The 20,513-nt window shown below is 54.5% G+C and carries 21 protein-coding genes and 1 pseudogene; 14 read left to right on the top strand and 8 right to left on the bottom strand.

Translation table 11 applies throughout. From position 1 onward, the window contains the following. Positions 1–57 precede the first annotated feature (57 nt). From B3229_RS02700 to B3229_RS02690, 3 genes are all read right to left on the bottom strand, one after another. Positions 58–1,059 carry a zinc-binding alcohol dehydrogenase family protein gene (locus B3229_RS02700; protein WP_286868346.1) on the bottom strand — a complete coding sequence of 334 codons (1,002 nt, stop codon included), beginning with the start codon at positions 1,057–1,059 and terminating at the stop codon, positions 58–60. Positions 1,060–1,248: 189 nt separating this feature from the next. Then, a complete protein-coding gene (locus tag B3229_RS02695; protein ID WP_286868344.1) occupies positions 1,249–2,103 on the bottom strand; it encodes an N-acyl homoserine lactonase family protein in 855 nt (284 codons plus the stop codon). Positions 2,104–2,181: 78 nt separating this feature from the next. Beyond that, positions 2,182–3,387, bottom strand: a complete 1,206-nt coding sequence (locus tag B3229_RS02690; RefSeq protein ID WP_286868342.1) for an MFS transporter — start codon at positions 3,385–3,387, stop codon at positions 2,182–2,184. Between the two features lie 157 nt (positions 3,388–3,544). Between B3229_RS02690 and B3229_RS02685 the strand changes: the two genes are divergently transcribed. Together B3229_RS02685 and B3229_RS02680 are read left to right on the top strand one after the other, a co-directional pair. Then, positions 3,545–4,099: a TetR/AcrR family transcriptional regulator gene (locus B3229_RS02685; RefSeq protein WP_048781013.1), complete on the top strand. Its 555-nt coding sequence runs from the start codon at positions 3,545–3,547 to the stop codon at positions 4,097–4,099. 48 nt (positions 4,100–4,147) lie between these two features. Beyond that, a complete protein-coding gene (locus B3229_RS02680) occupies positions 4,148–5,113 on the top strand; it encodes a LysR family transcriptional regulator (RefSeq protein WP_286868339.1) in 966 nt (321 codons plus the stop codon). A gap of 43 nt (positions 5,114–5,156) precedes the next feature. Here B3229_RS02680 and B3229_RS02675 read toward each other — a convergent pair whose 3' ends face one another. Together B3229_RS02675 and B3229_RS02670 are read right to left on the bottom strand one after the other, a co-directional pair. Next, positions 5,157–5,366, bottom strand: a complete 210-nt coding sequence (locus B3229_RS02675) for a DUF1471 domain-containing protein (protein ID WP_286868337.1) — start codon at positions 5,364–5,366, stop codon at positions 5,157–5,159. A 481-nt stretch (positions 5,367–5,847) separates the two neighbouring features. Next, positions 5,848–6,057, bottom strand: coding sequence for a YdgH/BhsA/McbA-like domain containing protein (locus B3229_RS02670; RefSeq protein ID WP_286868335.1), 210 nt, complete (start codon positions 6,055–6,057; stop codon positions 5,848–5,850). A 301-nt stretch (positions 6,058–6,358) separates the two neighbouring features. Between B3229_RS02670 and B3229_RS02665 the strand changes: the two genes are divergently transcribed. The 4 genes from B3229_RS02665 to B3229_RS02650 all read left to right on the top strand — a co-directional run bounded on the left by B3229_RS02665 (position 6,359) and on the right by B3229_RS02650 (position 10,325). Next, positions 6,359–7,297: a GlxA family transcriptional regulator gene (locus B3229_RS02665; protein ID WP_081141706.1), complete on the top strand. Its 939-nt coding sequence runs from the start codon at positions 6,359–6,361 to the stop codon at positions 7,295–7,297. A gap of 150 nt (positions 7,298–7,447) precedes the next feature. After that, positions 7,448–8,263: an SDR family NAD(P)-dependent oxidoreductase gene (locus B3229_RS02660; protein WP_286868328.1), complete on the top strand. Its 816-nt coding sequence runs from the start codon at positions 7,448–7,450 to the stop codon at positions 8,261–8,263. Positions 8,264–8,316: 53 nt separating this feature from the next. Further along, a complete protein-coding gene (locus B3229_RS02655) occupies positions 8,317–9,078 on the top strand; it encodes an SDR family oxidoreductase (RefSeq protein WP_048781019.1) in 762 nt (253 codons plus the stop codon). A 44-nt stretch (positions 9,079–9,122) separates the two neighbouring features. Further along, positions 9,123–10,325, top strand: a complete 1,203-nt coding sequence (locus tag B3229_RS02650) for an MFS transporter (protein ID WP_286868325.1) — start codon at positions 9,123–9,125, stop codon at positions 10,323–10,325. A 50-nt stretch (positions 10,326–10,375) separates the two neighbouring features. Here B3229_RS02650 and B3229_RS21265 read toward each other — a convergent pair whose 3' ends face one another. Beyond that, complete coding sequence (locus B3229_RS21265) at positions 10,376–10,651, bottom strand: hypothetical protein (protein WP_410477768.1); 276 nt, start codon at positions 10,649–10,651, stop codon at positions 10,376–10,378. 99 nt (positions 10,652–10,750) lie between these two features. Between B3229_RS21265 and B3229_RS02645 the strand changes: the two genes are divergently transcribed. Continuing rightward, on the top strand, positions 10,751–11,218 hold the full coding sequence (locus B3229_RS02645) for a DUF4174 domain-containing protein (protein WP_286868322.1): 468 nt from the start codon (positions 10,751–10,753) through the stop codon (positions 11,216–11,218). A gap of 276 nt (positions 11,219–11,494) precedes the next feature. On the opposite strand, the gene mqo is transcribed toward B3229_RS02645, so the two are convergent. Then, positions 11,495–13,150, bottom strand: a complete 1,656-nt coding sequence (mqo, locus tag B3229_RS02640; protein ID WP_286868320.1) for a malate dehydrogenase (quinone) — start codon at positions 13,148–13,150, stop codon at positions 11,495–11,497. 663 nt (positions 13,151–13,813) lie between these two features. On the opposite strand from mqo, the gene B3229_RS02635 reads away from it, so the two are divergent. Further along, complete coding sequence (locus tag B3229_RS02635) at positions 13,814–14,266, top strand: acyltransferase (RefSeq protein WP_048781023.1); 453 nt, start codon at positions 13,814–13,816, stop codon at positions 14,264–14,266. 118 nt (positions 14,267–14,384) lie between these two features. Here the strand turns inward: B3229_RS02635 and B3229_RS02630 are convergent, their stop codons facing one another. After that, positions 14,385–14,873 (bottom strand): DinB family protein, encoded by a 489-nt coding sequence (locus B3229_RS02630; protein WP_048781024.1) that lies wholly within the window; start codon positions 14,871–14,873, stop codon positions 14,385–14,387. A gap of 267 nt (positions 14,874–15,140) precedes the next feature. On the opposite strand from B3229_RS02630, the pseudogene B3229_RS02625 reads away from it, so the two are divergent. From B3229_RS02625 to B3229_RS02600, 6 genes and pseudogenes are all read left to right on the top strand, one after another. After that, positions 15,141–15,569 (top strand): annotated as a pseudogene (locus tag B3229_RS02625) (DUF6130 family protein). Between the two features lie 19 nt (positions 15,570–15,588). Beyond that, positions 15,589–16,581: an alpha/beta fold hydrolase gene (locus B3229_RS02620; RefSeq protein ID WP_286868501.1), complete on the top strand. Its 993-nt coding sequence runs from the start codon at positions 15,589–15,591 to the stop codon at positions 16,579–16,581. Positions 16,582–16,650: 69 nt separating this feature from the next. Beyond that, positions 16,651–17,391 (top strand): response regulator, encoded by a 741-nt coding sequence (locus B3229_RS02615; RefSeq protein ID WP_286868316.1) that lies wholly within the window; start codon positions 16,651–16,653, stop codon positions 17,389–17,391. Beyond that, positions 17,388–18,695, top strand: a complete 1,308-nt coding sequence (locus B3229_RS02610; protein ID WP_286868314.1) for an ATP-binding protein — start codon at positions 17,388–17,390, stop codon at positions 18,693–18,695. The genes B3229_RS02615 and B3229_RS02610 overlap by 4 nt, the downstream gene beginning before the upstream one ends. 136 nt (positions 18,696–18,831) lie before the next feature. After that, positions 18,832–19,029: a hypothetical protein gene (locus tag B3229_RS02605; protein ID WP_286868311.1), complete on the top strand. Its 198-nt coding sequence runs from the start codon at positions 18,832–18,834 to the stop codon at positions 19,027–19,029. Positions 19,030–19,039: 10 nt separating this feature from the next. Beyond that, positions 19,040–20,230 (top strand): cytochrome c biogenesis protein/redoxin, encoded by a 1,191-nt coding sequence (locus B3229_RS02600; RefSeq protein WP_286868309.1) that lies wholly within the window; start codon positions 19,040–19,042, stop codon positions 20,228–20,230. Positions 20,231–20,513 lie beyond the last annotated feature (283 nt).

The raw sequence follows: 20,513 nt of genomic DNA, 5'->3' as shown, positions 1-20,513 counted from the left end.
GCATCTTCCTGAGATATTGAATGGGCCAGCCAGCCTGTGGCATGACTGGCAGGGAAATCAGAAACCTTCCAGCACGATTTTTCCGCGCGCCCGTCCGCTTTCGATAAAGGCGTGCGCCCGGCGAAGGTTTTCCGCGCTGATTTTTCCGTAGTGCTCACCTTTAGTGGTACGCAGGGTGCCGTCCTCGATCAGGCGGCGTACGCTCTCCAGAATCTCGTTCTGGCGGATCATATCCGGCGTCTGAAACAGCGAGCGGGTGAACATCAGTTCCCAGTGCAGGGAAGCGGCCTTACGCTTGAGCGGTAAGGCATCCAGCGTTTCCGGATCGTCAATAACAGCCAGCCGGCCCTGAGGCGCCAGCGCTTCGACAATCTGCTGATAGTGTTTGTCGGTGTGCGTCAGGCTCGCGACGTAACGTACGGAAGAAACACCGATTTCACGCAGGCCCTCCAGCAGCGGACGGGAGTGATCGATGACGTCATGAGCGCCGAGTTCGCGCACCCATTCCGCCGTCTCCGCGCGGGAAGCGGTGCCGATAACGCGAAGACCGGTCAGCTTGCTGGCCAGCTGAGTGAGCACCGAACCCACGCCGCCGCCGGCACCAATGATGAGAATGGCGTCGCCGTGTCCTTCCTTCACTTCAAGGCGGTCGAACAACAGCTCCCAGGCGGTAAGGGAAGTGAGCGGGAGCGCAGCCGCGTCGGCATCGCTCAGTGAAGCGGGCTTATGAGCGGCAATACGCTCGTCAACCAGACTGTATTCTGCATACGAGCCCGGGCGGACAATGGAGCCAGCGTAATAGACCTTGTCGCCAGGCCTGAACAGGGTGACGCGCTCACCGATAGCCTCCACTATACCCACGGCGTCCCAGCCAAGGATGCGCGGCTGCGTCACAGGCGAGCCCGCACGAACTTTGGTATCCACTGGATTCACCGAAATCGCGCTGATTTTCACCAGCAGATCGTGCGCGTCCGGGCGAGGTTTCGGTAATTCAGTTTCGTAAAGAGACTGCGGACTGCTAACCGGCAATCCGTTCTGGCTGTAAACAATGGCTTTCATGTTGTGGTCCCCGTTTGTTATGGCGTGAGCAGCATCGCTGTCGATTCGTTGATGGGAGATTACGGGCTCAGCGCATGCAGAAAAACGGGGGAAAACCATCAGCACTTTCACTCCTGCAGTGAAAATCATTACGGAACAGGTTCATCAAAGGACAAAGTAAAAGCGGAGCCTGGCAGGCTCCGTGGAGTCTTACAGCAATGTGTAGGCAGTAGAGTCAGTGACGCGGGCTTCGGGATTAGAAATCGCATTATGCAGGAGACCAATAACCCTGCCTCCCTGAACAAGTGCAGGCACATCATGGCTGGGCAGCATAAAGCGGACGCCGGCCAGGGCTTTTTTGATCGCGGTCTTCTCCTCAAGCGTCGACATTGCCCGGTTGCCGGTAATGGTCGGTTCGCCAGGGTTCAGACTGTCGAGGAAGGGATCGATAAGACTGCCCTGCAGGTTGTACACCACATCGCCGCTGATGTTGGCAATGCCCTCGGCGGTATCCACCAACACGGAAATCGAACCTGGCGTATGACCGCCGCTCAGGCGCACCGTTACCCCCGGGATAACCTCCTCTTCATAGCTACCGTCCACATCGAACAGGCGCAGCGCGCCTCTGGTATACAGGCGGTCAAGCAGATGGCGGGTATCTTCAAGCGCATACATTGCCGGCCCCATAATGCCTGAGGCGGCAAACGACAGCTCACGTCTCGACAGGCAAACCGTCGTGGTCATGGGAAAGAGATAATCTCCCCCTGCATGATCAACATGCGCATGCGTATGTATAACGTAGCGAATATCGGCAGGCTTCAGGCCATGCTGGGCAAGCAGCCATGTAAGGGTCATCTCGCGCGTCTGTTCAGCCTCAAATCCGAACTGACGGTAATATTCCGTTGAGCGCGAGCCGGTATCAACCAGCACCGGATACTCGCCGCCGGTGATGAGGAAACCCAGCGTGGGGATCGTGGTTTTCACGCCCGCATCCTGAAATAACACCAGACCTGATTTATCGAGCGTAATATTGCCCAGGTTGAGCGGATAGATGTTTAAGGACATTGTATTCTCCTGAATTTCGGTAAAAGAAACCTGTAGCGCTGCATGACATCTCAGCGCCGGTGAGTGGTAAGAAACGTTTCAGATGTCGGCTGCAGAAAGCCGGTTAGTGCTGCGCAGCTGAAATAAACCAAGAATAATCAGCACTGCACAGATGAAAATAAGGATCAACGCGCCGGTGAACACCGCCACCGCCAGGTTCAGCTGTGTGGCCATTTTGCCGAGGAAAACGGCGAGCCCGCCGGTAAAGAGATAGGCAAAAACGAACAGCATAGACATGGCGCTGCCGCGATCCGACTGCCGTGCCTCGCGCGCAATCAGGCCCAGTCCGCCAAAGGTCATAAAGGCATAGCCGGCGCCGGAGATAAGTGAGGCGCTGATAAAAAAAACCAGACTGTGTTCAGATACGGATATACACAGGCTGACCATACCCGTCGCGGAGACAATCGATCCCGTTATGACTGAACGGCGAGCCTCAATCTTTCTGGCAAGGCTTCCAGCGATCCCCAGCGCCACGGGAAAAAGCGCCAGCGCCACGCTGTTAATCCACGGGCTGGGTGAACCGATGAGCGAACGGGCAATCTGAGCGCCTACAGATGATATAAGCACCCCGTGGGTATAGGCGCCCGTTACCGCCAGCGCGGCATAGATGAAAGTGTGGCGCAGGTATACTGGCACGTCAGGACGGGCCAGCAGTCTGGAAGGCATCCCCACAGGACGGTCGCCCGGGATGAACAGACAAAGAACGATCAGGACTATCAGCAGCGCAAAGAGAACATAAAAACTCAGGCGCGTAGGCGCCGGTGCCCACGTGACCAGCGCCCCGGCCAGTAAAAGGGCAGCGGCGAACCCCACCGACTGCGCCCCGAGCGTCACAGCACCCGCGCGCGCTGAGCCGCCCTGACCGGCGTAATCTACCAGTGCCGCGGCCGAAGGCCCTGCTGATAATCCCACGCCTATTCCCATCATGACCCGCCCCGCCAACAGGACAGCTACGCTGTCTGCAGCCGCAAACATCAGCACGCCCGCAGCTGAGCTGAGCAGGCCAGCGAGCATGACATATTTTCTGCCTGCTCTGTCGGACAGGCCCGCAAACAGCAGCATCGTCACCACGACTGTCAGCGGATAAACAGCAAAAATCACCGTTACAAGAGTAAAGGACAGGTGCCACTGTGCGGCATAGAGCGGATAGATCATTGCGGGCGCTGCGCTGGTCCAGAGCGTATGGGCCACTACGGCGGCACTAATCCAGAAGGCATATCGGGCTGAAAGCGACTCGGTTTTCATGTTGGAACCCTGTTTTAAACTGTTCGTTTTAAAACTAGTCGTTAATGTCGGGAGAAAGCAAGCGGTTTTGAACTAATCAGTTTTTTATTTTTATCAGGCTGGTAATTTTTGCGGGTAAGATGCATATTAAAATGATTGGTTTAAAACGGAGATCCTGATGGCCAGACCGAGGAAAATAAGCAATGAAGACGTTCTGAGTCGCGTTATTCCGGTCTTCTGGAAGAACGGGCTGGCTGGAACCAGCCTTGGCCAGCTTGAAGAAGCGACGGATATTAACCGCTCAAGCCTGTACGCAACCTTCTGCAGTAAGGAACAGCTTTTTGTCAGCGCGCTTGAACACTATGTCAGTAGCGCGCCTGCCCAGTTTCTGTTACAAAAACAGCCGTATGGCTGGCAAAATATTGAGCAGTTTCTGCTGGCTGCGCCTTTTAATAATCCCGCGTTTACCGGTTGCTTCATTATCAACTCAACGCGGGAAGTTGCCGTTCTGCCCGCGGCTGCGCTGGAGATCGTGCGTGACTTTCGTGGGACGGTCATTGAACAGATACGGATGAACATCCCCGTACAAGAAAACGCCGGCGTAATGGCAGAAATTATCTGGTCTTTTCTGGTTGAAGCCTGTCTGGAAGCGAATGACAGACTTGAGCCGCAGGGCTGGCAGGCGCGCGTGACCTCCCTGCTCCGCTTTATCAGGCCTTCTGATAGCCAGTAATGTCTTAGCCTGACCGGATCCGAATACGTTTTGCATTCTGGAGTCTGAATGATACGTCTTGAAGATGTTACGTTGTTCGTCCGTTCCGCCGCGCTGGGCAGCTTTTCCAGTGCAGCCCGTGAAGCCGATATTCTTCCGGGGCAGGTCAGTGCCGCCGTCAACCGCCTGGAGCGCGACCTGAATAAACGATTGTTTGCGCGATCCACGCGCAGCCTGCGCCTTACCGCAGAGGGAGAAACCTGGCTTCCTTATGCACAGGAAATGCTGACCATCCTGCAGGCAGGCACCGAGCGCCTGCAGGGCAGTGAAGATGAAATGCAGGGTGAACTGAAAATTGCCATTCCGTCAGACATCGGGCGAAACATCATCCTGCCGGTGATCACCGCTTTCTGCGAAAAACATCCCAAAATATCCCTTCGCCTCTTTCTGTCCGATCAGGTCAGCGATGTTTTTCGCGATCCGGTGGATGTGGCCATCCGCTATGGCACGCTTGAAAACAGCAGTTATGTGGCGTTGCCGCTGGCCGAAGATAACCGGCGCGTGCTCACCGCTTCGCCCGCCTATATCAACAAACACGGCAGGCTGCAGCACCTTGATGATTTGCTCAGGCACCACTGTCTGCTCTACACCCTTAACGGACACGCTTACGATAAATGGTCATTTCCAGAAAATGGCGTTCGGCGCCAGTTGACGGTGAGCAGCAGAATGCTGTGCGATGATGCCGATCTGGTGAGGCGCTGGGCAGTAGCGGGAATGGGCATTGCCTATAAGTCGTGGATAGATGTCAGCACCGATGTGCTGGCCGGTCGGCTGGAAGTGCTGCTTCCCGAACAGCCTGGGGAAGCCGTGCCGCTAAATCTTATTTGCCCCCACCGTAAACAATTTTCGCCAGCGATCCGGGAGCTACACGCCCTGCTGCGCGAACATCTAAAGTCCATTACAGCGTTAATGCGTACACATCCGGCTTTCGCGCAGGGAGCGCAGGCTGTATCAGCCGCAAACCAGAGCGCCTGAATTAAAAGGGCCATTTCACTGAAATGGCCCTTCCAGACTCAACTTATTTATGCAGCGTCGCCGTCATGTGTACCTGATTACCTGAATAGCTTTCGGTAATTTTATAAGTGGCGCCTGCTTTCTGAGCCTGCTGCGCAATATGAGATTCAGCGTCATCAATTGTCGAACCTGTCGCAGTAATGCTTTGCGCGAAACCAGCGAATGAAACAGCAGTAAGAACGATTGCAATCAGTGCGGATTTTACAGTTTTCATTTTCATTTCCTTTAAAAGTAGTCGTGATGTCAGGTCAGTGTTTTAAGGTGGCCGTTTAATTCGACCGCCTTGTATGAGTTAAATATTAATAAACACTCCCGTAATGAAAAAGAGCCTTTTTCGGGAAAGACTTTCACGTGTGGAATGAAGATAAGCCGGGCTTGTCTTAATTGCTTCAGCTCTTAGATAAACATTGCTGATAAAAAGCAATTGGTTAAACGCAGGCTCAGGCTGCTTTTCAGTATGACTAATTTTAAGCGAGCAAAGGAAGCCACACCTCAGATGTCATGATTAACCTATTGATAGGCAATCAATTTAAACGAATTTCCTTGATAGCGAGCTTGTCAGTGATATCACTACTGAAGGAGCGGGACGGGTTTATAGCGGCGTTTTTCTAAAAGGTTAAATAAAATAAGGATATGGGGAATATAAAAAAGAAAAGGCCATTCAGATAAATGGCCCTTTTTCATCATTTTAATATTTACTTAATCAGCTCGGCCGTCATATGGAACTGATTACCAGCATAGCTTTCGGTAATTTTATAATCAGAGCCCGTTTTTTTAGCCTGCTGTGCAATTTGTGACTCCGCTTCATCCAGCGTCGAACCCGTTGCGGTAACACTCTGAGCGAAGCTGCCAAATGAAATGGCGGTCAGGGCGGCAATAATCAGAGCAGATTTTACAGTTTTCATTTTCATTTCCTTAATCAGTGATTGAGATGTTCAGGGTTATCTATCAGGGCAGCCGGTTATTTCCGCTGCCTTGTGTGAAATGAATAATAGTGCGGACATCTGCTGTAAAACAGGTGCAATAACAGCAAACACTTTCACGTGAAAAGTGAAGATGGAAAGTCCGGTTCTGAAGGAAGATTTACGCAGACTGAAAAAGGCAGTACGTGAAGCGTCTTATTCAGGGTATTGTTAATGCTCAACGTTTTCAGCGATACCGGCAAACCCAGAGGGTTCCGGCGCCAGGCTGTAACAGGAGAATATGATGCATCGGGTAGGCTTACTGATTTCTGATTACTTTCAGGTTTTAGGATTGTCCACGCTGAGTATCTTTGAGTTCGCCAATCAGGTTAAGGGAGAACCTTTCTATGATTGCGCGGTTTACTCTGAAAGGGGTGGATCCGTTTTATCTTCGTACGGCTTCAGCGTCGACAGCAAACCGCTTGATGCGGACGCGCCCGTTGATACCTGGCTTATCGCCGGGGTGCTGACGCCGGTTGAGCTGCCGGCAACGCCCGGCGTGGTGACCTTTTTGCAGACCCATGCGCTGAAAGCGCGCCGCGTGGCCGGTATCTGTACCGGCGCCTTTGTGCTGGGCCAGGCGGGACTGCTTGCGCAGCGCCGCGCCACCACCCACTGGATCCATGCGCAGACCTTGAAAACGATGCACCCCACCACCCGGGTGGAGGAAGATCGCATTTTCATCATCGATGACCACGTCTGGACGTCCGCCGGCTTAACCGCCGGTCTTGATATGGCGCTAGGCATGGTGGAGAAGGATCTGGGAACAGAGGTCGCGCGCAGCGTGGCGCATCTGCTGGTCATGCACCACCGCCGCTCAGGTGGGCAGACCCAGCATTCGGAGATGCTGATGCTCTCGCCGCGCAGCGATCGCCTGCAGTCTGCGCTGGAATACGCGCGCAAAAACCTTAGCAAGCCTTTAACCATTGAAGAAATGGCGGATGCGGTGCACGTCAGCGCGCGCCAGCTCAGCCGTCTGTTCCGCTCTGAAACCGGCAAGTCGCCGGCGAAAGCGGTGGAGGCGTTGCGTCTCGAAAATGCCAGGCTGCTGATTGAGCAGAGCAGGCTGTCAATGGAAGTGATTGCGCGTGAGTCAGGATTTCGCGACCGGCGACACATGCGCGAGGTCTTTATGCGTGGCTATGGCATTCCGCCGCAGTCTATACGCACCGGAAAAGCCTGACGCCCCCGCCTCTCTTGCTGCTTCTTCCATCATGATGTCCATTAATCCGGCCATCATGATGTCCTGAAACACACCCTTTCTTGTCAGCCGCGCCGGTGCGTGGCTGCGTACTATGAATTCACCAACCCGATAACTGACAAGGTGAACATCATGACGCAGCAAACACACACCGACCACGGTACCGCCGTTGTCACCGGCGCCTCCACCGGCATGGGCGCACTTTACGCCGGCCGCCTGGCACGCATGGGCTATGACCTGATTATCGTGGCACGTAACCACAACCGCCTGAACCAGCTGGCAGAGCATATCACTACCGACAGCGGCCGCAGCGTCGAGGTTGTCGCGGCTGACCTGGCCGATGCCGTCCAGCTTGCCAGAGTGGAAGAAAAGCTGCGTCAGGACGCCAGCATCACGCTGCTGGTTAACAATGCCGGCATCGGCACCCACACGCCGCTGCTGCAGAGCAGCGCAGAGCAGATGACCGCCATGATCAACCTGAACGTCACGGCTCTGACCCGCCTGACCTACGCCGTGGTACCCGGATTTGTTGACCGCGGACGCGGCGCCGTCATCAATATTGCCTCTATCGTCAGCGTCGCGCCCGAGTTGCTGAACGGCGTCTACGGCGGCACTAAGGCCTTTGTTCTGGCATTTACGCAGTCGCTGCATCACGAACTGGCCAGCAAAAGCGTTCAGGTGCAGGCCGTACTGCCTGGCGCCACCGCCACGCCTTTCTGGGATAACGGCGGCCTGCCTGTCGGGCAGCTCGACCCGAAAATCGTGATGAGCGCACAGGAGATGGTGGATGCCGCCCTGACCGGCTTTGCCCGCGGCGAGCTTATCACCATTCCCTCCCTGCAGGACGAAACCCTGTGGACAAATTACGAGCAGGCGCGCCAGGCGATGATCCCACACCTTGGCAGCGATGCGCCAGCTCCACGCTATCAGCCTGTTTCCATGCACTGATCCACCCTGACAACTTAATAACCTTACAACTTATCATCTGAAGGAATATGACCATGAAACTGACTAATAACACTGTCTTCATCACCGGCGGCACCTCTGGCATCGGCCGCGCAATGGCCGAGAAATTCCACCAGCTGGGTAACCAGGTGATCATCTCCGGACGCCGTGAGGCGCTGCTGAAGGAGGTGACGGCGGCCAGTCCGGGCATGGATTATGTGGTGCTGGATGTGACGAGCGCCGACAGCATTAAAGCCGCCGCGCAAAGCGTGCTGGCGCGCTATCCGGCACTGAACGTGGTGATCAACAACGCCGGCATCATGCCGTTCGACAACGCGGCTGGCGAGCTGGACGATGCGCAGGCGGTCACCCTGCTGGACACCAATATTCTTGGGCCGGTGCGCGTCAGTGCCGCCTTCATCGAACACCTGAAGCAGCAGCCTGACGCGGTGCTGATCAACAACAGCTCAGTGCTGGCGTTTCTGCCGCTGGCAACCAACGCGCTCTACTCCGCCACCAAGGCCGCCATTCACTCTTACACCCTGTCGCAGCGTTTCCTGCTGCGCGACAGCGGCGTACAGGTGATTGAAATTTCTCCGCCGTGGGTTGATACCGACCTGATTTACAAGAGCGGTGATCCGCGCGCCATGCCACTGGAAGACTTTATTCGCGAAACCTTTGACAAGCTCGGCACCGACACCATCGAAGCCATTGTCGATCGCGTGCTGCCGGTGCGCGATAACCCGGGCGCAGACGAGCATACACTGGTGAACCAGTTCAACCAGTCCGTGGCGGATAACCCAATCCCTGTTCAGTAACATCATCAGGGGCCTCAGGCCCCTGCTCTATCTGGAGCTGAATCATGAACGCTGCTATCACGTCTTCCCAGCGCCGCGCCTTGCGCGCACTAAGCATCGCTTACTTTGTACAGGCTACCGGTGCGCTGTCTGTCGCCGGCAGCCTGCCTGCTATCTCTGCTGCCTGGCAGCTGACTGATGCGCAGAGCGCGCGCTTACTGAGTATATTCGGCCTGACCTTTGCGCTCGCCGCCCCGCTGGTTCAGGTCATGTTTGGCCATCTGCGCCGTCGCCAGCTGGTACTCACGGGTATCGGGCTTTTTGGACTGGGCGCCTTCGCTTTTGCTCTGTCTCCGGCCTACGGTGCGCTGGTTGCCTCCCGCATACTAATGGGCGTAGGTGCAGGGTTTATCGGCCCGGTGCTGGTTGCGCTGGGTTCTGAACTGGTACATGAACAGCAGCGCGGGCGGGCTATCGGCATGGTGCTCCTCGGGGTATCGATGGCGAGCCTGGCCGGTATTCCGCTCGCCGCGTGGGTTGCCGGCATGTGGGGGGCGAAAGCACTGTTTGCGTTGGTCGGACTGGTGAGCCTGCTGAGCGGGCTGAACGTCCTGCTGACGGTGCCAGATGAAAGTGTGGGTTCGCGTATCCGGCTCACCGAGATGGCGGGCGTCCTGTCTGAGGGGAAATACCTGACGGCCTTCATGGTGGTGTTTTTCATCACCTCCGGGGTCTACAGCTTTTACTCTTTTATCGCCCCGCTCATCCGCGACACCTACGCCGGTGGCACACATGCGGTCTCCGCGGCGCTGGCGGTGCTGGGCGTAGCCGGGGTGTTGGGAAACCTCTGGGTCACCCGGGCGGCGACACGCTTTACATCTGAAAAGCTGCTGCTGACGGGCATGATACTGCTCATCACAGATACGGCGCTGATTGCCCTGCTGCCGAAAGCGCTGGGGGTGCTGCTTGCGGCGCTCGTTTTCTGGGCCTTTGCCACAGACCTGCTCTGGCCCAGCCAGCAGCGCAGGATCGTTGAACTGTCGTCTGCCCGACATCGCGGCATTGCGCTGGCGCTGACCAGTGCCTTTATGTTCGGGGGCATAGGCTTTGGCTCAGCGGTGGCCTCCTGGGTTTATCCGGTGGCAGGATTTTACGGGCTAGCCGGGATGTCGGTGGCCTTCATTGTACTGGCGCTGGTCAGCCTGCAGCTGTCCGAGAAGCTCAGGAAGCCCGTAGCGACTGCTGAGCCCTGTCAGAGTGAAGCCTGATCCCCGCATCCACGGGCTATCCTTCAGGTATCGCTTGCCGGGAAGCGCGTTTATTCCGATCGGATCATTCTTCCGATCATGCGCTGTAGCATATTCCTGATGTCATCGGCCGGCACGCCATCGCAGAATGCTCCAAACGGACTGGCGACGGACCACGCTACAAACAGGGCCATCATGGTAGTCAGCAGAAACGCCGGCGGGAAGATTTCGCTTACCTGTCCGGCGGCCTGCGCCTGGCTAAGCGCTGCCAGAGTGCGTCTCCAGCGCAGTCTTGAAGAGCGTTTCTTGTTCCCTCTCGTTGTAAATATACGAAAGGAGACGTTCATACCTGGCCAACTCCACTACTGTTGATATATGACCGGCATTTATCTGTCCGATCATTCTTTCTGTCTGAATGCCCCCAGCCTGACCAGGAGGAGTAAAGGATGCGTATGAAAAATTTACTACCAAAACAAGTATATCTGTCTCACAGCTGCTTCATGGCTTCAGGCATGTTGATGCTGTCATTGTTCTTTTACAGTTCTGCGCTGACGGCAGGTACCACGATGTTCAACTCTTTGCCCCCTGATACAGCAAGCCTTGAACAGTATCAGTGGCATAGCCGCCCTGTTGTTATATTTGCTCCATCGGAAAAAGATGCTGACTATGTCAGGCAAATTGCCATGCTTGAGCAAAGCAAAGCTGATTTAGCGGATCGCGATATCATCGTGCTGAGCGATACCTCACCTGCTGCCAGTGGCCAGCTGCGTTCGCAATTTAAGCCCGACGGTTTTGAAGTGGTACTGGTCGGTAAGGATGGCGGGGTGAAAATTCGTCAAAAAACACCGCTTACTTCAGAAGATTTGCTGGCTACCATCGACAGAATGCCAATGCGTAAGGCTAATTTGCGTTAATACCTCATGTTACGCGACAAGAGTATTAAACGGGGTATAGCAGATAACAGTTATTTGGCATTTACAAAATGCCTTTTGTATAGAAAGTGACAATGCTGAATAACACCGTAACTCGCCCAACTACAATTCACACAATTATAAAATAGTGAGTATTTATATCTGGCTTTTTTAGTTCTAACGCAGATTACATTGCAAAGATGAAATTTGATTGTGTAGCGGCTTAATAATAAAAGCCCCTGAAGAGAACGTCAGGGGCTTTATCATCATCCGTAAGGATTAGAGAGCCATATCATGCTGAGCTTCAGCGGCGGCTTTTGGTTTCTGAGGTTGAGCCTGAGGAGATTCCTGCGCGTCCTTCATCTGGATCACTGGCGGTTTTACCAGCTGCAGCGTTGCCGCCGTTTCATCCCAAACCTGCTGGGTCAGCGCAACGTTGCCGTTCAGTTTCTGTCCATAGCTAGGAACGATGCTACGGATCTTGCTCTGCCACTCCGCCGACTTGAATTGCTCAGGGAACAGCTCCTTCATCACATTGATGGAAATAGGCGCGGCGGTCGATGCGCCCGGAGAAGCGCCCAGCAGCGCAGCCAGGGTTTTCTGTTTATCGGTAACGATTTCAGTTCCCAGTTTAAGTACGCCGCCTTTTTCAGCATCTTTCTTGATGATCTGTACGCGCTGGCCTGCCTGAATGAGTTTCCAGTCCTCTTTACGCGCTGACGGATAATACTCTTTCAGCGCCTCGAATCGATCTTCGTCACTTAACATCACCTGGCCAATCAGGTATTTCACCAGGTCAAAGTTATCCAGCCCTACGTCAGTCATCGGACCTACGTTTTTGGTCGTAGTGGTACTTAACAGATCGAGGAAAGAGCCGTTTTTAAGGAACTTGGTCGAGAAAGTCGCAAAAGGCCCAAACAGTACGACACGTTTACCATCCAGGAAACGCGCATCCAGATGCGGTACCGACATCGGTGGCGCACCCACGGAAGCCTGTCCATAAACTTTTTGCGCGTGTTGACGGGCTATGTCCTGATTCTCTGTTACCAGGAACGAACCGCCGACAGGGAAACCTGCATAATTCTCAGCTTCCGGAATCCCCGTTTCCTGCAACAGTTTTAAGGCCCCGCCGCCTGCGCCAATAAAGACATATTTAGCGTCTACAGCGTGCTCTTTGCCGCTTTTCACGTCAGTGATAGTGACGTGCCAGGAGTTATCGCTGTTACGTTTAAAACCCGTAACTTCAGATGAGGTTTCCAGCTTAAAGTTATTGTCTTTTTTCAGGCTACCCACCAGCTGGCGTGTAATTTCGCCATAGTTCACGTCGGTGCCAACCGGCGTCCAGGTTGCAGCCACTTTCTGGTGGGGATCGCGTCCGGCGATAATCAGAGGAGCCCATTGCTTGATCTGATTCTGATCGGTAGAGAACTTCATCCCCTGAAACAATGTAGTCTGCTGCAGAGCAGCATAACGTTTAGTCAGGTAATCAACGTTCTTGTCACCCCATACAAAACTCATATGTGGCGTAGAGTTGATGAACGAGTGCGGATCGTTTAATACGCCACGCTTTACCTGTGATGACCAGAACTGGCGAGAAATCATGAAGGATTCGTTGATTTCAAGCGCTTTAGACACATCAATCGAACCGTCTGGACGTTCTGGCGTATAGTTCAGCTCCATATTGGCGGAGTGACCCGTACCGGCATTGTTCCAGCCATTAGATGATTCGAGCGCAACGCCATCCAGCTTTTCAATCATAAGCTGTTTCCAGTCAGGCTGGAGCTCTTGCAGTAATGTGCCCATTGAGGCACTCATAATACCGCCGCCAATCAGAAGTACGTCTGTTTTTTCGTTGGTGTCTTCCGCATGTGCAGTCGCACTGACTAACATCGCGATGAGAGATAACGCAGGGAAAATTTTATTTTTTTGCAGCATTATAGTTAGTACTATCGAAAATAAATGAGTGAAGCAATATTTTAACTTACTCGTATCTATTTTTAAACACTACATATAAAACACTACCTCAAAAAGATGACAATATTTAATTTTTAAATTAAATAAAAAATATTTTAACTAAAAAAACCAAGCCACCTTGTTTTTAATTATCAATTCCTGGAATTTGCCGCAGAAACTAAAAAATCAGGCAGCGCGGAACTCGAAAAAGATAACAGACGGGTTCCGTACGATGTGTGCGGACAAAAAAAGATCTACATTGGCATCTAACTTAAATTTTTATTATTTCATTGCAAGTGGCCTTCTTCACCCACCTAATGTCGGGGTCAGGTTTTTTCTCTTTTATGCGAAATTAATGACGCAAGAGAGAGCATATTTTTAATTCGCAGGGATTTAAAATTATTTATTTTCTTTGCTCAAAAAACCATGGAATTTCTTAAGCCTAAAGGAATATCCCACTCAGACTAAGACGCCAGCCGTTTCGTCACTGTCAGCACGAATATTTATTGTCCGCTTTTCGAGAAGCGGACCCTGGTTCGCTAATAAGCGGAGGCGGGTTATTGGGCCACCTGATGGAAATAAAAACGTGTTCAAGCTTTTTAAGCTATTCTGAGCCGAATCATCCCGAGTAAGGACGCAGCCTATATGAAGATTATCGAAAGCGGCATTCGTGACGTAGAGCAAGGTAAAAATGTGAAAGTCGTCATGCCGGTAAACATCTATGAATGTGAGTTAGGCGATGATGTTTTTGTAGGACCATTCGTAGAGATACAAAAAGGATGCGTTATAGGCGACAGAACCAGAGTACAGTCTCACACTTTCATTTGTGAGAACGTTACCTTAGGCAAGGACTGCTTTATAGGTCATGGCGTAACCTTTGCAAACGACCTGTTCAGGAGTGGCGGCCCTGATGCGTCTGCAGAAAGCTGGATACATATCGTATTAGGTAACGCGGTAACCGTGGGTAGCGGAGCAACCATTTTAACAACGGAAATTTGCAGCGGTGCGGTGATTGGTGCAGGTAGCGTGGTTACGAAGCCCGTGCTGGTAAAAGGCGTGTATGCTGGCAATCCTGCCAGGCTTTTGAGAAAGCTCTAAACATTACCTCTGCAAATTTTTAGCCCAAACTATAGCCATCCTGGGTCGTTAAGGTCGGCGTGTCGCCAGGGCGGCCATCGAAGCCGCCAGACAGATAATGAGCAGAAGAACAGACCTGTCAGTGATGATGATCCCTCAGGAAAACAGTCAGCACATCTTTCGGAGGAGCGCTTCCGCACGCTGAAATTAACCATCCGACTGCCCCACGGTGGTAGGTTCCATGAAAAAGCATATGGTTCAGCATATCTATGGCTGTCATTTCTCCCTCTCCACCATCGACAAAGCTGAACTTAATCGTTTCCCCTAAATCGGCCGGAGCCATTGATCTGACGTGCTGAATATACCAGTTGGTACAGTCGTCCATTTTGACCTCAAGCTCATCTACAGAGGGTGTTTCAGGGGTATTCAGGGCAGTGTAACCATGCTGCTGTCCCGAAATATTTGCTCTGAAGATCAGGTCTACCACATGAATATGGTTCATCAGTCTTAGCATCAGATGACGTTTTTCAGCATAAGCAGATTCGCTGATGCCTTTAATCGTTTTTAGGGTTTCAGCATCAATCCAGCGTTTGAATTTTAAGAGTGTAACCAGCGTGTTCTTGTCCATGAATTTTATCCTGATTTGCCTGTTCCGATAGCATATCAATAAAGCATACTCCTTAGCAGACTATCCGCGGCGCTTTTCTTCGCCTGGCGTTGTGAATTTTCACTGTTTTTGTATCGCAGTGTATCTGCCTGCTGAACATATACACCCCGTTGCACAAGACGCCATTTCGAACATATCCCCCGTACATTGTCGTGTTCTTCTTAACGCATCAAATCACTGCGTGGAGATACCCCAATGTTAACCCGACTACTGATTTCATCTTTTCTGATGGGCGCTTCAGCGACCTGTGCCTAGGCCGACAGGCTCAGCGACCTCAGCGCCGGCGATGTACTGGGTCCGGCTGCCGTCGCGCCGCTGGAAAACCCTCAGCCTCCGGCGAAATTGATTGTTGATGCGCCGCTGGCCGGCCCGCTGCGCAAAGGCGCGGTTTTTATTCAGTACCGGGCCGAAAATCTGCGCATCGAGCCGGTCTTTGGCCCAGAGGCGCTGAAGATCACCCCGCGCATTGGGCATATTCACGTGATTGTTGATGACCATCCGTGGCACTGGGCAGACACCAGCGGTGAACCCGTCATTCTGGTCGGGCTGCCCGCCGGCAAGCACAAGGTGACCCTTATTCTTGCCGATCCCACCCATAAGCCGCTCGATAGCAAAACCGTTATTTTCACCGTACCCGACCATGCTCAACACCACTGACAGATTAAGGAACACCGCTATGAACGCTTTCTTCCGTAAGTCACTGCTGGCCGCGCTGGCGCTGAGCGCTGGAACCTCCGCCCTCGCGGCCTCGACAGAAACCGACTATGCCGCCGCCTTCAGCAAGATTCATCAGGTCAAAGCCGGCGTGCTGAACGTGGGTTATGTGGATATTGGCCCGCGAGATGGGCAGCCCATTATTCTGCTGCACGGCTGGCCCTATGACATCCAGAGTTATGCCACAGTGGCGCCGAAGCTGGCGGCCAGGGGCTATCGCGTTATCGTGCCCTGGCTTCGTGGCTACGGCAGCACGCGCTTTATGTCAGACAGCACGCCGCGCAACGGTCAGCCTTCGGCCATGGCGGCCGATGTGGTGGCGCTGATGGATGCGCTTAACATCAAACAGGCTGTTTTTGGCGGATTTGACTGGGGCGCACGTACGGCGGATATCGTCGCCGCGCTCTGGCCAGAGCGTGTGAAATCGCTTGTGTCCGTCAGCGGCTATCTGATTGGCAGCCAGGCGCTGGGCAAAAAACCACTGCCGCCGAAGGCGGAACTGCAGTGGTGGTATCAGTTCTATTTTGCCACCGAGCGTGGCCGGCAGGGCTATGCGCAAAACACGCATGATTTTGCCCGCCTGATCTGGCAGCAGGCTTCACCAGGCTGGAAGTTTAGCGAGGCGACCTTTAATCAGTCCGCTAAGGCGCTGGATAATCCGGATCAGGTGGCCATCACAATCAGCAATTATCGCTGGCGCATGGGTCTGGAAAAAGGCGAGCAAAAGTATGATGCTTATGAGAAAAAGTTAGCCGCTCTGCCGGTTATTACCGTGCCTGCGATCACTATCGAGGGCGATAACAACGGCGCGCCTCATCCGGCACCGGAAGCATACCGGGCAAAATTCAGCGGAAAATATGAACACCGGACCTTCACCGGGAATATCGGACACAATCCACCAGCTGAAGATCCGGACGAGTTTGTTAAAGCCATCACGGATGCCGCGGCTCTGTAACGGCGCCTTAATTCGTTGCACCGGTTCTCACCATCGCTATTAGCGTATATCGCACAGAAGGAGGATGTTTTGGAACATACCGATCACATTCTGGTCGTTGACGATGACCGCGATATACGCGAGCTGGTCACTGGTTACCTGGAAAAGTCCGGCTATCGCGCAACCGGTGCCGCTAACGGGCGTGAGATGCGTGCGGTGCTGGCGTCGCAGCATATCGATTTAGTGGTGCTGGATATTATGATGCCAGGAGATGACGGCCTGACGCTGTGCCGCCAGTTGCGCAGCGACACGCAGCGTAATCTGCCGGTGCTGATGCTGACCGCACGCAGCGAGGATACCGATCGTATTCTCGGTCTGGAGATGGGCGCGGATGATTATCTGATCAAGCCTTTTGTTGCGCGCGAGCTGCTGGCGCGCATTAAAGCGATTCTGCGGCGCACCCGGGCGCTGCCGCCTAATTTACAGATTACAGAAGCTGGACGTCTTATTGCATTTGGCGAATGGCAGCTTGATACCTCTGCGCGCCATCTGATTGACAGCAGTGGCGTCATCGTGGCGCTCAGCGGCGCCGAGTATCGTCTGCTGCGCGTCTTTCTCGACCATCCTCAGCGCGTGCTCAACCGCGATCAGCTGCTAAACCTGACTCAGGGACGCGATGCCGAGTTGTTCGAGCGATCTGTCGATTTGCTGGTCAGCCGACTGCGTCAGCGGCTGCGAGAAGATGCGCGCGAGCCGGCTTACATCAAAACGGTGCGCAGTGAAGGTTATGTGCTGGCCACGTCGGTAATGATAAAAGAGGCGCGTGAATGAAACTCTGGCCACGCTCGCTGCTGTCGCGCCTGCTGATTATTGTGCTTGGCGGACTGCTGCTGGCAAATGCCTCCACGCTGGTCAGCCTGATGATTGAACGTATGAGCAGCGCCAAAAGCGTTATGCTGGGTAACCTTGAATATGATGTTGCGACCAGCGTGGCCATTCTTGATCGCCTGCCCGCGGCGGAGCGTCCTCTGTGGCTGGCGAAGCTGGCGCGCGGCAACTACCGCTATCTGCTGGCGCCTGGCGAGCAGGGTCCCTTCCCCAGCAGCTGGCGAGCACGCGACGCGGTGCGCTCCTTACAGGAGACGCTGGGCGGACATTACCAGATGAGCATTCATGCCATTCCAGGTCCGCGCGAGCATATTCAGGTGCATCTGACGCTTCATGATGGCGCGCCGCTAACGCTCGACCTCTGGCCACGCATGCCCGCCATCGCACGCTGGCTACCGCTGGTGCTGGCGGGTCAGCTGCTGCTGCTGCTTTTCTGCGCCTGGCTGGCTGTACGTCAGGTTGTACGCCCTTTTCTGCGCTTCACGCAGGCGGTCGATGCCCTGAAGCCTGAAGGCAGCACACAGATGATGGCAGAGAGCGGTCCGGCAGAAGTGCAGCAGGCGGCACGCGCGTTTAATGCCATGCAGACCCGTATCCAGGATCATCTGAAAGCGCGCGCGCAGATTCTGGCAGCCATTTCTCACGACCTGCAAACCCCTATTACGCGCATGAAGCTACGCGTAGAGATGGCAGAACAGCCGGAACTGCGCGACAAGTTGCTGAGCGATCTCGACAATATGAGTCAGCTTGTGCGCGAGGGTATCGCTTATGCGCGCGCTTCTGACGTGCGGGAGGAGAAGCGCCAGAACGTCAGCCTGAATGCGTTTCTCGACAGCATTGCCTGCGACTATCAGGATGTCGGCAAAGCGGTGACGTTTGTGCCCTGCAGCGGAGAGGATACCTTTGCCGTCCGGCCGCAGGCGTTGCACCGTATTATGACCAACCTTATCGACAATGCCCTGAAGTTTGGCAGCCAGGCGGAGATTCAGCTTTGCGCGCCCCATGAGGAGAGCGTCACGATCCACGTTCTGGATAACGGTCCAGGCATACCCGAAGAAGAGCTGCAGGCGGTGCTGGAGCCGTTTTACCGCGTGGAAAGCTCGCGCAATCGTCACACGGGTGGAACCGGACTGGGGCTGGCTATTGCCACCCAGTTAGTCGGCCAGATGTCCGGCGCGCTGCGCCTGAGCAACCGCCCAGAAGGCGGACTCGATGCGTGCGTCACGCTGCGGCAAACCGATTTGTAGCCTTTTGTATCCCTCGGGCAGTTATACATACCATCCAACAAAACCGGCAATCGCGGAAACAGGCTGAACACATGCGGTGGGTTTAATGAGGACGCTGCCAGCAGGCAGACATTCATCCACCGTTATGAGGTTACCTATGAAAGCCATTGCCAGCTTTTTCTCCGCGGGCCAGCTGGCCCACTCTGTCGCTCAGTTCGCCCACGCCGGCGACATCCGCTCTGTCGTGCTGGTGCACGGCGCCTTTGCCGACGGCAGCCGCTGGGATCGCATGATCAATCCCGATCTGGAACGCGCCATGGCGCGCATCATCACGGCGGCCGTTCAGGCTAAATAAGGAGCTGACTATGTCACTGTTTATTGCTTTTCTGGCTGGCATGCTGACGCTGCTCAGTCCCTGCACCCTGCCGGTTATTCCGTTTGTATTCGCCAGCGTGCGCGGCCGTAAAGGGCAGCTGCTGGCGCTGCTGGGCGGTATGGTCATCATGTTTACCTCTGTGGCGTTGCTGGCGGCGGTGGCGAGCCAGTGGGTCACTCGCGTGACCGCCGCCGGACGCTGGATTGCTCTGCTGTTTCTGACCCTGACGGCGCTAACGCTGCTCTCTTCGCGCATAGCGCAGTTTATTACCCGGCCATTTGTCGCGATGGGTAACCAGCTGAATAGCGCCAGCAGCCGTAACAGCGGCCTGCTTGCGGCCCTGCTGGCAGGAGTGGCGACCGGCTTGCTCTGGTCGCCGTGCGCAGGTCCGGTCCTGGGTGCCATTCTCAGTCTGGCCGTCGTGGCAAAAAATCCGGTCTCGATCGGCCTGCTGCTTGCGGCCTACGGCAGCGGCGCGGCCTTTATGCTGGGGCTAATCTGGCTCGCCGGACGCAGTCTGGTCATCCGCCTTCGCCCGGGGCTCGCCTTCACGACGCGTCTGCGCCAGGGAGCCGGCGTTCTGATGCTGGCATCGGTCGCGCTGATCGGCAGTGGCTCCTTGAGCCTGCTGCAAAGCGCGCCAGCCTTTGCAAAGAATCTTGAGCAGCAGATGAGTCAGTGGATGGCAAAACCGAAATCCGCTGTTCGCCTTGAACCCGTGGCGATGCCGCAAACCAGCAGCGCGCTACCCTCTCTGGATGGCGGGACGGCATGGCTGAACGGCACGCCGCTCACGCCGGAAAAGCTGAAAGGTAAAGTGGTGCTGGTGGATTTCTGGACCTATGACTGCATTAACTGCCAGCACACCTTGCCTCACGTTCGCGACTGGGCGAATCAATTTCAGTCACAGGGGCTGGTGGTGGTCGGCGTACATACGCCCGAATATCCGTGGGAGCGAGACGAGAAAGCCGTGAGCCGCGCGATCAAACAGTGGCAGCTGCCCTACCCCGTCGTGGCAGATAATAATTATGTTATCTGGAACCGCTTTGGCAATCAGTACTGGCCTGCGCACTATCTTTTCGATGCGCACGGACAGCTGCGCTATACCGCCTTTGGCGAAGGAAACTATGCAGAGCAGGAGAGAGTTATTGAGCAACTGCTGAAAGAGGCGCAGGGGTAGCGGACTTTAATCATCATAGAGGCCGTCTTCCCAGACATAAGCCCTTACCCTGTAAAGCACTCGCCCTGTCGCGCAAATTTCGCAGATGGACATTACCCGCGAGAACAGCCTCTGGAATTGAGCCTTGAAAATCCAGAGGCGCCGATGGTCTGATATGAATTTAAACCCTTTCTCTCGCGTGAATGCTGGCCAGGCTCGATTATATAGCGCCGGGAACTGCCTGCTCTAAGTGACTGATGTCTCACACCCGCTTGCCAGCGGATGCTGGCAGGTAACCTGTAAT

It is taken from the genome of Pantoea sp. UBA5035 (assembly GCF_002415245.1).
Taxonomy (GTDB): domain Bacteria; phylum Pseudomonadota; class Gammaproteobacteria; order Enterobacterales; family Enterobacteriaceae; genus Pantoea; species Pantoea septica.
The sequence above is the reverse complement of the archived record's forward strand: the minus strand, read 5'-3'. Positions and strand labels throughout refer to the sequence as shown.

Excerpts from the sequence above, each read along its gene's own strand:
- B3229_RS02700 (WP_286868346.1), bottom strand. The coding sequence starts at position 1,059 with ATGAAAGCCATTGTTTACAGCCAGAACGGATTGCCGGTTAGCAGTCCG.
- B3229_RS02695 (WP_286868344.1), bottom strand. The coding sequence starts at position 2,103 with ATGTCCTTAAACATCTATCCGCTCAACCTGGGCAATATTACGCTCGAT.
- B3229_RS02690 (WP_286868342.1), bottom strand. The coding sequence starts at position 3,387 with ATGAAAACCGAGTCGCTTTCAGCCCGATATGCCTTCTGGATTAGTGCC.
- B3229_RS02685 (WP_048781013.1), top strand. The coding sequence starts at position 3,545 with ATGGCCAGACCGAGGAAAATAAGCAATGAAGACGTTCTGAGTCGCGTT.
- B3229_RS02680 (WP_286868339.1), top strand. The coding sequence starts at position 4,148 with ATGATACGTCTTGAAGATGTTACGTTGTTCGTCCGTTCCGCCGCGCTG.
- B3229_RS02675 (WP_286868337.1), bottom strand. The coding sequence starts at position 5,366 with ATGAAAACTGTAAAATCCGCACTGATTGCAATCGTTCTTACTGCTGTT.
- B3229_RS02670 (WP_286868335.1), bottom strand. The coding sequence starts at position 6,057 with ATGAAAACTGTAAAATCTGCTCTGATTATTGCCGCCCTGACCGCCATT.
- B3229_RS02665 (WP_081141706.1), top strand. The coding sequence starts at position 6,359 with ATGCATCGGGTAGGCTTACTGATTTCTGATTACTTTCAGGTTTTAGGA.
- B3229_RS02660 (WP_286868328.1), top strand. The coding sequence starts at position 7,448 with ATGACGCAGCAAACACACACCGACCACGGTACCGCCGTTGTCACCGGC.
- B3229_RS02655 (WP_048781019.1), top strand. The coding sequence starts at position 8,317 with ATGAAACTGACTAATAACACTGTCTTCATCACCGGCGGCACCTCTGGC.
- B3229_RS02650 (WP_286868325.1), top strand. The coding sequence starts at position 9,123 with ATGAACGCTGCTATCACGTCTTCCCAGCGCCGCGCCTTGCGCGCACTA.
- B3229_RS21265 (WP_410477768.1), bottom strand. The coding sequence starts at position 10,651 with ATGAACGTCTCCTTTCGTATATTTACAACGAGAGGGAACAAGAAACGC.
- B3229_RS02645 (WP_286868322.1), top strand. The coding sequence starts at position 10,751 with ATGCGTATGAAAAATTTACTACCAAAACAAGTATATCTGTCTCACAGC.
- mqo (WP_286868320.1), bottom strand. The coding sequence starts at position 13,150 with ATGCTGCAAAAAAATAAAATTTTCCCTGCGTTATCTCTCATCGCGATG.
- B3229_RS02635 (WP_048781023.1), top strand. The coding sequence starts at position 13,814 with ATGAAGATTATCGAAAGCGGCATTCGTGACGTAGAGCAAGGTAAAAAT.
- B3229_RS02630 (WP_048781024.1), bottom strand. The coding sequence starts at position 14,873 with ATGGACAAGAACACGCTGGTTACACTCTTAAAATTCAAACGCTGGATT.
- B3229_RS02620 (WP_286868501.1), top strand. The coding sequence starts at position 15,589 with ATGAACGCTTTCTTCCGTAAGTCACTGCTGGCCGCGCTGGCGCTGAGC.
- B3229_RS02610 (WP_286868314.1), top strand. The coding sequence starts at position 17,388 with ATGAAACTCTGGCCACGCTCGCTGCTGTCGCGCCTGCTGATTATTGTG.
- B3229_RS02605 (WP_286868311.1), top strand. The coding sequence starts at position 18,832 with ATGAAAGCCATTGCCAGCTTTTTCTCCGCGGGCCAGCTGGCCCACTCT.
- B3229_RS02600 (WP_286868309.1), top strand. The coding sequence starts at position 19,040 with ATGTCACTGTTTATTGCTTTTCTGGCTGGCATGCTGACGCTGCTCAGT.